This window comes from uncultured Roseicyclus sp., from assembly GCF_937892565.1.
Lineage (GTDB): Bacteria > Pseudomonadota > Alphaproteobacteria > Rhodobacterales > Rhodobacteraceae > Roseicyclus.
This window is the reverse complement of record NZ_CALAHQ010000066.1, coordinates 63,181-75,605: the sequence shown is the minus strand read 5'-3', so window position 1 is coordinate 75,605 and position 12,425 is coordinate 63,181. Positions and strand designations below refer to the sequence as shown.

The following is a 12,425-nucleotide window of genomic DNA, read 5'->3' as shown; positions in this document are numbered from 1 at the left end:
GCGTCACTCCCCGGGATGGGTGCGGGATGGGCGCGCGGGGGTGCGGGCGGCGGCGACCAGATCGCGCAAGGCTTGGGTCAGATCCCCGATATCGCGGCGCAGCAACAAGATTTCCGCGTCCCGCGTGGTGCCCAGATGATCGTAGATCTTGAGAAGCTGCACATCGATCGAGCGCAGCCGCATCCGGCTTTCTTCATCGACGGGTGGGGTCGATTGAGCGGCCGCCAGCACATCAATCAGCCGTTCCTGCCCGACAGCAAGCCGGTTCTGGCCTTCGGAAAGCCGGTTCTGCCCTTCGGCAAGCCGTTCGGCCACGGCAAAGGGCTGTGTGCTCAACTGGCCCGCAAGCCCTTCGATGGCGCCCGTCAACTGGATCAGACGTGCCTCTGTATCGGCGCGGCGCGCCTCGGATTGGGCAAACAGCGATTGCAGCGTTTCGACCTGATCGACCATGTGATCGAGAACGGTGGCAATCGCGCTGCGATCGATCCCGCCGCCTTCGCCCTCGCTGGCGGCAAGGCTGACGCGTGTGATCGTGGCCAGCCATTCCTCCAGTTCGCGGTAAAACCTGTTCTGGCCATGGCCCGCGTAAAGCTCCAGCAAGCCCACGACCAGCGACCCCGCCAACCCCAGAAGCGACGAGGCAAAGGCCGTGCCCATGCCGCCCAGCTGATCCTCGAGACCATCCATCAGCCGCCCAAAAACGGCCAGACCTTCCTCGCCTGCGGCGGGTTGCAGCGACCGGATGGTATCGACCACGGCGGGAACCGTCGTGGCCAGCCCGAAAAACGTGCCCAGAAGGCCAAGAAAGATCAGCAGATTGGCAAGATAGCGCGTGATGTCACGGCTTTCCTCCATCCGCGAGCCGACCGAATCAAGGATCGAGCGCGCGGCCGGGCCCGTCACTTGCATGCCCCGCCCGCGCACCCGCGCAATGCCGGTCATGGCGGCCAACAGCCGGGGCGGGCGTTCGGTCGCCTCTTGCGGGGCGCCACCCGCCAGCGCCTCGAGCCAGGTGATCGACGAAAACAGCTGAAACACCTGTGCGAAACAGGCCAAGACGCCGATGATGAAAACCACGCCGATCAAGCCGTTCAACACCGGCGCCGACAAGAACACCGGCTGAACCGACGGCCAGAGCACCCCGGCGCCTGCCAGCACCACGGCACAGATGATCGCCATCAGCACGATCTGGCGTGTTGGCCGCGCCATGCGCGGATTGCGCTGTTCTGCGCCCATGTCTGCTCTGCTCGCCATGGCTCCGGCCCGGTTCTTGATTTGCCCGGTGCAATCTACAGGGGCGGGGGGCATATGCCAATGCGCAATGGGCGCTCAGCCCGCCTTGATTTGGCGCACCCGGGCCACAAGCCAATCGAGATCCGGATCAGGCAGGCCCAGCGCATGCAGTTGGGTGGCGGTATTTTCCAGATATTCATCGTTCGGCCCGCGCCCGCCCACGGCGCGTGCGATGATCCGGGCCTGTTGGTCAAGCGGCAGGGTGCAATACTGCGCATGGGCGCGGTCGACCACATAGGCCAGCGCGCCCTCGAGCGGCGTTCCATCCTCAAGCTCCAGCGGCTGGCGCGTCTCCAGATAGGCCGAAGACACAAGTTCACGCGCCCGCAGATAGGCAAGCGTCGCCTCTGCCTGCCCGGCCGCCACGCGAAAGGCCAGCCCATGGCACACCGCATGATCGGCCCGGTCCAGCGCCAGCACCAGACCGGGGGCCTCGGGTGTGCCGCGATGATGGATCGACGACATGCAAAAGCTGCGCTGCCAGCCATGCAGCCGCGCCACACGCCGCTCCAGCACCGCAAAACCCGGGTTCCACAACAGCGAGCCATAGCCAAAGACCCAAAGATCGCCCATTCCACCCATTGCGCCCATTCTCCCGCATGGCCAGCCACCCTGCTTGTGGCTATATCGTCCGGGTCAAACCGGCGATAGGGGATCGCATGAAACGGCTGTTGGGATGGGTGACGGGGTTCGCGGCCTTGGCTGTGGCCGGCTGGTTCGGCTGGGCCGCGCTGACCGAGCGGACAGTACAAAACTGGCTTGACGCCCGCGAGGCCGAGGGCTGGGTCGTCAGCCGCCGCGATGTGACGGTCGCGGGCTTCCCATCGGCTTTCGAGACACGCATCGCCGAACTGTCCCTGGCCGATCCGGCCACAGGGCTGGCCTGGGCGGCCCCGCTGTTCATCATCCGCCATGCCACATGGGATCCGTCGCGGATCGAAGCGATCTGGCCCGCCACGCACACCGTCGCGTCACCGTTCGAAACGCTGACGATCACCGCCCAAAGGCTGCAGTCGGTTCTGGATCTGCGCCCTTCGGCGGGGCTGGCGCTTGATGCCTTGCGCACCGAAATGCTGGATCTGCGCATCGACAGTTCGCTGGGTTGGAGCAGCCAATTGGCCCAAGGCCGCCTTGAGATGACCCGCCAAGAGGGTTCCGAGGCACATTATGCCATCGCGTTCGAAGCCAGCGATCTGATCCCCGCCACGCAGATTGCGCGCCTGCTTGACCCCGCCGGGCTTTTGCCCGAAGCGATCCCGATCGTCCGTTCCGAGGCGATGGTCCGCTTTGACCGGCCTTGGGATATCAGCGCCATTGAAACCACCCGCCCGCAACCCACCCGGATCGATCTGACCGAGGCCCGCGCCGAATGGGGCGCGCTGATGCTGCGCTTGTCGGGGGCGGTCGATATCGATGATCAGGGCCGCCCCACCGGCGAGGTCGCGATCCGCGCGCAAAACTGGCCCGAGATGCTGGCCATGGCCGAACGCTCGGGTCTTTTGCCCGCCTCCATGCGGCAAGCGGCCGAAAGCGCGCTTGGGTTTCTGGCGGGGCTGTCGGGGCGGCGCGAGGATCTGGATGTGACCTTGCGGCTTGATCAGGGCTTCGTGTTTCTCGGGCCGCTGCCCATCGGCGAAGGTCCAAGGCTCAGGCTGCGCTGATCGGCAGCCGGGCAGACGCCCGGATCCCGATTGCACCGCGGGCCGGCAGGGGCGGGAAATCTCGAGATTTCCCGTGCGGAAAACCCGGGTTTTCCGCCCCCCTGCCTAACGACAGAACGGCCCCGAGCGATGGCGCGCCACGTCGAAATGGAAATGATCCCGGTGAAAGCGGTCTGACTGAGGCCCCAGAACGGTGCCAAACGGCCCACATGCCCCCGCATGCAGGGCGCGCAGGATGCGCCCCTCGCGCCGCGTGCGCCAATCGCCCAGCACGGTCAATTCACCGCCATCGGCCAGCCCGACGCCCGCGATGTCGATCGCATTACCGCGCCCATGTTCGGACATCCGTGCGCCGGGCCGATTGTTTTGCGTCCGGCACGCAAAAGAGGCCACCACGCGCAAGGATCGGACCCCGCCGCCATGACGGCCGACGGTCGGCACAACGCTGTGGCGAACCCAAGTTTGCAGGGCGCGGGCGGTCTCGCAATTGACGGTGGCGGGTGTGCTGAGCGCAATGCCATCAACCACGCGCAGCCGCACGGGTTCTGCAATGCCGCAGCCCCGCACACGCCCGGCGATGGGCTCCAGCCGCTCGCCCTCCAGCCCCGCTTGACCACACAGGGCGCCGCGCTGGCCAAGCTGGGCCACGCTGGATGAAATGTTGCGCGCCGCCGAGGCCGTTGATCGCTCTGCCAGCCCTTCGGGCCGCAGCATCGGGCGCAGGGATTGGCGGGTGGCAAGCACGGTGCCAGAGCCCGACGGGGGCGTCGGCGTCATCTGTGCGCCTGAGCGATCGGCAGCTTGTTGTTGGGCCTGATCCTGGTTCCGGTCTTGGGTTGGGGCCGCGTCGGCGCTGCGGGCAATCGCAGCATCGACAATCGCGGCCAGCCCTGCCGACGCAGGAACAGGCTGCGGCCCTAGGCGCGGAAGGGGGCGCGGCACCGGGCGGCCGGAACTGGCGGGGGCCGCGCTTGTGGCGCCTGCAGCGGGCTGCGCGGATCGGGGCGCGGGCGTGATGGGCATGCGCGCGGCGGCACCGGGGCGCAATTCGGGCCGGGGCGAACGATCGGGCGCTTGTGCGGCTGCCGACAGGGCCAGCACCATCCCCGCCAGGCACGCGGCATATCGCGCGATGCGCCTCACCCCTCGGCGGGCTCGCGCTTTGCCTTCATCCGTCCGAAATCCGGCGCGTCGGTATCCTGACCCGCCTCGATGATGCCGCGACGTATGGCGCGAGTACGGGTAAAATACGCATGCAGGTGATCCCCGTCCCCGCGCCTGATGGCCCGTTGCAGGGCGAACAGTTCCTCGGTGAAGCGGCCGAGGATTTCCAGGGTCGCATCCTTGTTGGTCAGGAACACATCGCGCCACATGGTCGGATCGCTGGCGGCGATCCGGGTGAAATCCCGAAACCCCGCGGCGGAATACTTGATCACTTCGCTGTCGGTGACGCGGCGCAGATCATCGGCCACACCCACCATGGTATAGGCGATCAGATGCGGCGTGTGGCTGGTGACGGCCAGCACCAGATCATGATGATCGGCGTCCATTTCCTCGACCCGCGCGCCGCAGCCCTCCCACAGCGCGCGCAGCCTGGCCACGGCCGCCGCATCGGTGCCCGGCTCGGGCGTCAGCAACACATAGCGGTTGTCGAATAGCTCGGCAAAGCCCGCGCGCGGCCCCGAATGTTCGGTCCCCGCAAGCGGGTGGGCGGGAACGAAATGCACGCCCGCCGGAATATGGGGCCCGACTTGCGTGATCACGTCGCGCTTGACCGATCCCACATCGCTGACGGTCGCGCCTTGTGCCAGATGGGGGGCAATCTCGGCCGCGACCGCGCCCATGGCGCCCGGCGGCACGCACAGAACCACCAGATCGGCCCCTTGAACCGCCTCGGCCACGGTTGCGGTGATGCGGTCACACAGCCCGATGTCGGCGGCGATGGCGCGCGTCTGGGGCGAGCGGGCGGTGCCCACGATCTCACCTGCCAGCCCCGCGCGCCGCATCGCATGGGCCATCGACCCCGCGATCAGGCCCAGACCGATCAAGGCCACACGGTTGTAGATCACGCTCATGCCATCCCCCGGAATTCCGTCAGCGCGGCCAGCACGCGGTCGTTGTCTTCTGCCCGGCCCACGGTGATGCGCAGCGCATGGGCAAATCCGTAGCTCCTGGGATGGCGCACGATGATCCCGCAGGCCTTCAGATGGGCGTCAGCGGCCAGCGCCTCGGCCTCGTCGGCAAAGCGGGCCAGCACGAAATTGGCGAAACTTTCGTCGCAGCCCAGCCCAAGCTGGCGCAGCCCAGCCACCAGCCGCGCCCGTTCGGATGCATTGACGCGCAGACATTCGGCCACCCAGGCCCTGTCGCCCACCGCCGCCTCGGCCCCGGCCAGCGCCACACCCGACAGGTTGAACGGTCCCCGGATACGGTTCAGGACATCGATGATGGCCCGGGGGGCGTAGCCATAGCCCACGCGCAACCCGCCCAAGCCGTAAGCCTTGGAAAAGGTGCGCGTCATCACGACATTGGCACGCCGATCGACGAGGGCTGCACCGCCATCATAGCCCGGGGCGAATTCCGCATAGGCCCCGTCGAGCACCAGAATGCAGCTTTCGGGCAGCCCATCGGCCAGCCGCGTGATCTGATCGAGCGGCAGAAAGGTCGCCGTGGGATTGGCCGGGTTGGCGATGAACACAAGCGCGGTATCAGACCCCGCGCGCGCCAGAATGGCATCCACATCGACGACGCGCTCGCGTTCGGGCACCTCGACGGGGGTGGCACCGGCGGCCAGCGCGCTGATGCGATACATCGCGAACCCGTGTTCGGTGTGCAGCACCTCTTGCCCCGGCCCGGCATAGGCCTGGCACAGGAAATGGATGATCTCGTCCGAGCCCACGCCACAGATGATGCGATCGGCGTCCAGGCCTTCGGCCAAAGCGATCGCCGCGCGCAAGGGGCCATGATCGGTCGATGGGTAGCGGTGGCTGTCACCCAGCGCCGCCGCCATCGCCGCCACGGCCGCGGGCGAGGGTCCAAAGGGATTCTCGTTCGAGCTGAGCTTGAGCGGCTCGGCCACACCCGCAAGCGCGGATTGACCGCCCTGATAGAGCGCAATGTCAAGAATACCGGGCTGTGGGCGGATCGGGGCGGACATGGGATGCACCGGACTTTGGTCGTTACCGTGGTTCCTTAGCGGGGTTCGCAGGCCAAGAAAACCGCTATCAGTAGAAGCTTTGAGGATCGATATCGACCGCAAGGCGCAGCTTGGCGCTTTGTCGCACCGGCGCGATCCACTGTGCGATGGCCTGTTGCAACGCCGCCCCCTTGGGTGCCTTGACCAGCAGCCGCACGCGGTGGCGGCCGCGGACCCGCGCGATGGGGGCGGGGGCGGGGCCATAGACCACCGCCCCGATGGCGCGCAGCGCCGCGTCATTGCGCGCCAGCCGGGTGCCCAGATCAAAGCCCGCCGTGGCATCATCGGCCGAAATGATGATGCCCGCGAGCCGCCCATACGGGGGCATGCCTGTCGCCTCGCGCTCGGCGGCCTCGGCGCGCCAGAACCCTTCCTCATCACCCGACAAGATGGCGCGGATCACAAGATGGTCGGGCTGAAAGCTTTGCAACAGCGCCACGCCGGGCGCATCGGCCCGCCCCGCCCGGCCCGAAACCTGCCGCATCAGCTGAAACGTCCGTTCGGCCGCCCGCAGATCGGACCCCTGCAACCCCAGATCGGCATCAATCACCCCCACCAGCGTCAGGCGTGGAAAATTGTGCCCCTTGGCCACAAGCTGGGTGCCGATGATGATATCGGTCTGGCCATGTGCGATTTCTTCGATCTGTGCCTTGAGCGCGCGGGCCGAGCCGAACAGATCGGAGGACAAGATGGCAAGCTTGGCATCGGGAAAGACCCGCGCCGCTTCCTCGGCGATGCGTTCCACCCCCGGCCCGATGGCGGCCATCTTGCCCGCAACCCCGCAGGCAGGGCAGCGGTCGGGCAGCGGCTTGGTGTCGCCGCATTGGTGACAGACGAGCCGTTTCTGGAACCGGTGTTCGACCATCCGCGCATCGCAGTGGTCGCACCCAACCTGTGCGCCGCAGGCCCGGCACAGCGTGACGGGCGCATAGCCGCGCCGGTTCAGAAACAACAGCGCCTGCTCGCCCTTTTGAAGCCGCGCGGCCACCTCGGCCTGAAGACTGGGCGAAATCCACGACTGCCCCGGCAGATCTTCGGTGCGCATGTCGATGGCGCGCATCCGGGGCAGCACCGCCGCACCAAAGCGTGCGTTCAGATCAAGCCGCGCATATTTGCCCGCCTGTGCATTGGCCCAGCTTTCCAGCGACGGCGTGGCCGAGGCCAGCACCACCTGCGCGCCGTTCAGCGACGCGCGCAGCACCGCCATGTCGCGGGCATTGTAAAGCGCGCCCTCTTCTTGCTTGTAGGAGCTGTCATGTTCCTCATCGACCACGACCAGCCCCAGATCGCGAAATGGCAAGAACAGCGCCGAACGCGCGCCGACGATCAATTGCGCCTCGCCCTGCGCGATCATGCGCCACGCCCGGCGGCGTTCGGTCATGGTCACGCCCGAATGCCATTCGGCGGGCTTGGCGCCAAACCGGATCTCGACGCGGGTCAGGAATTCCGATGTCAGCGCAATCTCGGGCAAGAGCACCAGCGCCTGACGCCCGGCCCGCAGGCAGGCGGCCACCGCTTCCAGATAGACCTCGGTCTTGCCTGACCCGGTCACCCCCTTGAGCAAGGTGGTGCCATAGTGCCCGGCCGCGATCGCCGCGCCAAGCGCATCGGCGGCCGCCTGTTGATCGGGGGTCAGCGGCTTGCCCGGACGGTCCGGATCAAGCGGCAGAAAAGGCGCATCACGCGGTGTGTCGGTTTCCACCACCACGCCCTGGGCCGCCAGCCCCTTGATGACCGAAGCTGTCACACCCGCCAGTTCCGCCAGTTCGCCCAAGGTAAAGCCAAGCCCGCCATAGTCGACCAAGGCGGCGATCACGCGGGCGCGCGCATCGGTCATGCGGTCGGGCTGGGTTTGGCCCAGCCGATAGATCTTGCGCATCGACGGCGGGTCGGACAGCCCCGGCACACGCGTGGCCAGCCGCAGCATCTGGGACACAGGGGTCAGCGTGTAGGCGCCGGCCTTTTCCAGAAAGACCTTCAATTCGTCGCGCATCGGGGCAACATCGAGAACCCGCGTCACGGCGCGCAGCCTGGCCGCCGCCCAATCGCCCTGCCCCGGCCCCCAGACCACGCCCAGAACCTTGCGCGGGCCCAGCGGCACCTCGACAAAGGCGCCCAGCCAGCACCCTCCCTCGGGCGCAAGGTAATCCAGCACCCGGTCGATCGGCTCGGGCGTCAGGATACCGACACGGGTGCCTTCTTCGAAATAGCTGTCGGTCATGCCTTCCCGCCCGGGGGTCGCTGCGCTAGAAGCCTCGCAACTCACCATGACCTCCACCAGAAAGGAAGGGCCGCCATGAAATTCTTTGTGGATACCGCCGATGTCGATGCGATCCGCGAACTCGATGATCTGGGCATGGTCGATGGGGTGACAACGAACCCCTCGATCATCGCGAAATCAGGCCGCGACATCAGGGAAGTCACCGCCGAGATCTGTGCCATGATCCCCGGCCGCCCGGTTTCGGCCGAAACCGTGGCACTCGATGCCGAAGGGATGATCGCCGAGGGCCGCGAACTGGCCCGCATCGCCGAAAACATCGCCATCAAGGTGCCGCTCACTTGGGACGGGCTGAAAGCGTGCAAGGTGCTGTCGGGCGAAGGCCGCATGGTCAATGTCACACTGTGCTTTTCGGCCAATCAGGCGCTTCTGGCGGCCAAGGCCGGTGCCACCTTCATCTCGCCTTTTGTCGGGCGCTTGGACGATATCAACATCGACGGCATGGATCTGATCGCTGACATCCGGCAAATCTATGACAATTACGATTTCTCCACACAGATACTCACAGCTTCGGTGCGGACGGTAAACCACATGAAAGAGGCCGCCCTGCTGGGCGCGGATGTGGCGACGGCGCCACCCGCCGTGATCAAGGCGATGGCAAATCACATCCTGACCGACAAAGGGCTGGACGCGTTCCTCAAGGATTGGGCAAAAACAGGACAGAAAATCCTGTGAGCTTGTGCTAAGGTGCGGGTGCCACGACCATCAACCATGAGGCAGCACCGATGAGCAGCGTTGAAGCCGATGATCTGGCCCCCTATGCCGCCACAGACTGGCGTAGCCGCGTGCTTGCCGACCCTGGTCTGGTCTTGGACGACCGCGACCTGATGCGCGCGCTCATGGCCGCCAATGACCGGCAGATGGGCGGCAATATCGTGGACATGCGCGGCATCGCCATGGAGCGGCTGGAACATCGGCTCGACCGTCTGGAAGACACCCACCGGTCGGTCATCGCGGCGGCCTACGAAAACCTGTCGGGCACCAACCAGATCCATCGCGCCATCCTCAAGCTGCTGGATCAGACCGATTTCGAAGGCTTCCTCAAGGCCCTGGGCACCGATGTGGCCAGCACGCTGCGCGTGGACCGCATCCGGTTGGTGCTGGAAAGCGCCGAGGCAACGACCAACGCCGCCCCCCATATCCAGAAGCTTGAGGATGTGTTGACGCTTGTCGCCCCGGGCTTTGCCGAAACCTACATCACCGCAGGCCGCGCCGTCCCCCATCGTGAGGTCACGCTGCGCCAAACGGGTCATGACAGCGCCCTGATATTCGGCGCGGATGCCGTTTGGATCAAATCCGAAGCCGTGATGCTGATCGATCTTGGCGCGGGCCACCTGCCTGCGATGCTGGTGATGGGCGCAGAGGACCCCAACCAGTTTCGCCCCAGCCAAGGCACGGATCTTTTGGCATTTTTTGCCGGTGTCTTTGAACGGCAGATGCGGCGCTGGCTGAGTTAGGCAGGCATGACCCTTGCGCTCAGCCCCGCGATGCGCGACCGGATGGAAAGCTGGCTGATCCATCTGGGCAGCCTGCGGGGGCGTGCCGATGCGACGGTTGATGCCTATCGGCGCGACCTGACCGATTTCCTGGCATTTCAGGCACGGCATTCCCCCGAGGCGATAGGCCCCGCGGCACTGTGCGCGCTGAGCGCATCGGACATGCGCGCATGGATGGCGGCGCAACGGGGGCGCGGGGTTGGGTCGCGGTCGCTGGCGCGGCGGCTTTCGGCGGTCAAATCCTTTTATCGCTGGTGGGCCGATTGCGATGATTTCGACGCCACCCCGATCTTGTCGATGCGCAGCCCCAAACAGGGCCGCCGCTTGCCCCGGCCGCTGTCGGTTGCGGCCGCGCGCGATGTCATCGCGGCGGCGGGCGCGCTGGACGCCCGCGATTGGGTGTCGGCGCGCGATGTGGCAATCTTGACGCTGCTTTATGGCTGCGGTCTGCGCCGATCCGAGGCGCTGGGGCTTGATGCGGGGCTCTTGCCGCTGGGCGATACGCTGCGCATTCGCGGCAAGGGGTCAAAGGAGCGTGAGGTGCCGGTGCTGCCCGCCGCGCGTGCCGCCGTGGCACGCTATGCCATGGTGTGCCCGCATGATCTGTCCCCGGGCAAGCCGCTGTTTCGCGGCATAAGGGGCGGGCCGCTCAATGGGCGGCTGGTGGCCGGCGTGATGGAACAGGCCCGCATGCAGCTTGGCCTTCCGGCCACGGCCACACCACATGCGCTGCGCCACAGCTTTGCAACCCATCTGCTCGATGCTGGCGGCGATCTGCGCGCGATACAGGAATTGCTGGGCCACGCCTCGCTGTCGACGACGCAAGCCTATACCGCGGTCGATGCCGCCCGCCTGCTCGAGGTTTATGCGGCCACCCACCCCAAGGCGTGATGTCATGAAAATGTCACATCTGTGGTTGCCAAGCGCGCCAGAACGCTGCATCTGGATTGGATGCGAATTCGGGCCTACAGCGTTCACCTGTTCACCGCGCTTGGCGCGTCGTTGGCCATGCTCGCCCTGCTTGAGGCAGCGCAGCATGATTGGGCGATGATGACCATCTGGCTGACCGTGGCCTTTTTGGTCGACGGCATCGACGGGCCGCTGGCGCGCCGCTACGGCGTGACGCAGAACGCCCCCATCATCGACGGCGTGCTGCTGGATCTGATCGTGGATTTCCTGACCTATGTGATGATCCCCGCCTATGCGCTTTACGGATCGGGGCTGTTGCCGGGTTGGTCGGGGTGGATCGTTGTCTTGCTGATCCCCTTTGCCTCGGCGCTGTATTTTTCGGATACGCGCATGAAGACCGCCGACAAGAGCTTTCGCGGATTTCCCGCCTGCTGGAACATGGTGGCGCTGGCGCTGTTGGTGATCTTGCCCCCTTGGGAGATCATTTTGGGGCTGGTGGTGGCATTGTGCCTTGCGCAATTCCTGAACCTGAGGTTCGTCCATCCGGTGCGCACGGCGCGCTGGCGTTGGGTGACGCTGCCCGTTGCAATGATCTGGACCGGATCGATCGCTTTGGCGGCCGCAACGGATTTTGCCTCCAACCCGGCTCTGACCGGGGTGGTGACGTTGAGCTCGCTCTATCTGCTTCTGGCGGGCGTAGCCCAGCAAATGATCCCGGCGCGCGCCTAGGAACGGTCGCGGATGATGGCGGCAAAACTGTCGAACATCGGCTCGGATGCGGCGATCAGCTGACCATCGGCCAAAAGATCCTGCCCCTCGCGGATCGTCTCCACCAGACCGCCCGCTTCGCGCACCAGCAAGATGCCAGCGGCAATATCCCACGCATTCAAGCCGCGTTCCCAATAGCCCTCGTAGCGGCCTGCCGCCACATAGGCCAGATCCAGCGCCGCTGACCCCCAGCGCCGCACACCCGCACAAGCGGGCATCAGACGCGCCAGATCCTGCAAGGTCGCGGGCAGGTATTTCGCCCCGCCAAAGGGCACGCCGGTCGCAAAGACGCTTTCGATCATCTTGTTGCGCCCCGACACACGCAAGCGATGGCTGTCGTTGAGCCAGCAGCCTGCGCCCTTTTCGGCATAGAACATTTCATCCTTGGCGGGGTCATAGACCACGCCCGCCACAATCTCGCCCTTGTGTTCCAGCGCGATCGACACCGCCCAATGGGGCATGCCATGCAGGAAATTCGTGGTGCCATCCAAGGGATCGACAATCCAGCGCCGGGTCGGATCGGTGCCTTCGATGCGGGTGCCTTCTTCGCCCAGAAAGCCGTAATTCGGGCGCGCGCCCATCAACTCGGTCTTCAAGATGTCTTCGGCGGCGCGATCGGCGCGGCTGACGAAATCGCCCGGCCCCTTGGAGGACACCTGAAGATTCTCGACCTCGCGGAAATCCTTGACGAGGCCGCGCCCCGCCTTGCGGGCGGCCTTGAGCATGATGTTGAGATTGGCGGAGCCTTGCATGGCACATTCTTCCTTCGGGTCGGACAGGGCCGAGCCTATAGACCCCCTGCGCCGCAGTGCCAAGGGGGG

Annotated in this window: 12 protein-coding genes; 5 read left to right on the top strand and 7 right to left on the bottom strand. The window is 66.0% G+C overall.

The window, feature by feature from the left end:
- Positions 1-3: 3 nt before the first annotated feature.
- Together Q0094_RS08620 and Q0094_RS08615 are read right to left on the bottom strand one after the other, a co-directional pair.
- Positions 4-1,239 (bottom strand): biopolymer transporter ExbB, encoded by a 1,236-nt coding sequence (locus tag Q0094_RS08620; protein ID WP_297617843.1) that lies wholly within the window; start codon positions 1,237-1,239, stop codon positions 4-6.
- Between the two features lie 93 nt (positions 1,240-1,332).
- Positions 1,333-1,869: a gamma-glutamylcyclotransferase gene (locus Q0094_RS08615; RefSeq protein ID WP_297617840.1), complete on the bottom strand. Its 537-nt coding sequence runs from the start codon at positions 1,867-1,869 to the stop codon at positions 1,333-1,335.
- Between the two features lie 86 nt (positions 1,870-1,955).
- On the opposite strand from Q0094_RS08615, the gene Q0094_RS08610 reads away from it, so the two are divergent.
- The gene (locus Q0094_RS08610) at positions 1,956-2,957 is read left to right on the top strand and encodes a DUF2125 domain-containing protein (protein WP_297617837.1); all 1,002 of its coding nucleotides are present in this window, start codon (positions 1,956-1,958) and stop codon (positions 2,955-2,957) included.
- Between the two features lie 105 nt (positions 2,958-3,062).
- Here the strand turns inward: Q0094_RS08610 and Q0094_RS08605 are convergent, their stop codons facing one another.
- The 4 genes from Q0094_RS08605 to Q0094_RS08590 all read right to left on the bottom strand — a co-directional run bounded on the left by Q0094_RS08605 (position 3,063) and on the right by Q0094_RS08590 (position 8,374).
- Positions 3,063-3,734, bottom strand: a complete 672-nt coding sequence (locus Q0094_RS08605) for an extensin family protein (protein ID WP_297617834.1) — start codon at positions 3,732-3,734, stop codon at positions 3,063-3,065.
- A 362-nt stretch (positions 3,735-4,096) separates the two neighbouring features.
- Positions 4,097-5,032, bottom strand: coding sequence for a prephenate/arogenate dehydrogenase family protein (locus Q0094_RS08600; RefSeq protein ID WP_297617831.1), 936 nt, complete (start codon positions 5,030-5,032; stop codon positions 4,097-4,099).
- Positions 5,029-6,114 carry a histidinol-phosphate transaminase gene (gene hisC, locus Q0094_RS08595; RefSeq protein ID WP_297617829.1) on the bottom strand — a complete coding sequence of 362 codons (1,086 nt, stop codon included), beginning with the start codon at positions 6,112-6,114 and terminating at the stop codon, positions 5,029-5,031. The genes Q0094_RS08600 and hisC overlap by 4 nt, the downstream gene beginning before the upstream one ends.
- Before the next feature lie 67 nt (positions 6,115-6,181).
- Positions 6,182-8,374 carry a primosomal protein N' gene (locus Q0094_RS08590; protein ID WP_297617827.1) on the bottom strand — a complete coding sequence of 731 codons (2,193 nt, stop codon included), beginning with the start codon at positions 8,372-8,374 and terminating at the stop codon, positions 6,182-6,184.
- A gap of 75 nt (positions 8,375-8,449) precedes the next feature.
- Here Q0094_RS08590 and fsa point away from each other — a divergent pair, with 75 nt between their 5' ends.
- The 4 genes from fsa to Q0094_RS08570 are packed head-to-tail and all read left to right on the top strand — an operon-like array spanning position 8,450 to position 11,565.
- Entirely contained in the window at positions 8,450-9,106 is a 657-nt protein-coding gene (gene fsa, locus Q0094_RS08585) for a fructose-6-phosphate aldolase (protein ID WP_297617824.1), read from the top strand.
- Between the two features lie 50 nt (positions 9,107-9,156).
- Positions 9,157-9,888, top strand: a complete 732-nt coding sequence (locus Q0094_RS08580; protein ID WP_297617821.1) for a DUF484 family protein — start codon at positions 9,157-9,159, stop codon at positions 9,886-9,888.
- Between the two features lie 6 nt (positions 9,889-9,894).
- Positions 9,895-10,818 carry a tyrosine recombinase XerC gene (locus tag Q0094_RS08575; protein WP_297617818.1) on the top strand — a complete coding sequence of 308 codons (924 nt, stop codon included), beginning with the start codon at positions 9,895-9,897 and terminating at the stop codon, positions 10,816-10,818.
- A 60-nt stretch (positions 10,819-10,878) separates the two neighbouring features.
- Entirely contained in the window at positions 10,879-11,565 is a 687-nt protein-coding gene (locus Q0094_RS08570; protein WP_297617815.1) for a CDP-alcohol phosphatidyltransferase family protein, read from the top strand.
- Here the strand turns inward: Q0094_RS08570 and Q0094_RS08565 are convergent.
- Positions 11,562-12,356, bottom strand: coding sequence for an inositol monophosphatase family protein (locus Q0094_RS08565; RefSeq protein ID WP_297617812.1), 795 nt, complete (start codon positions 12,354-12,356; stop codon positions 11,562-11,564). The two genes, Q0094_RS08570 and Q0094_RS08565, sit on opposite strands and share 4 nt — an antisense overlap.
- Positions 12,357-12,425 lie beyond the last annotated feature (69 nt).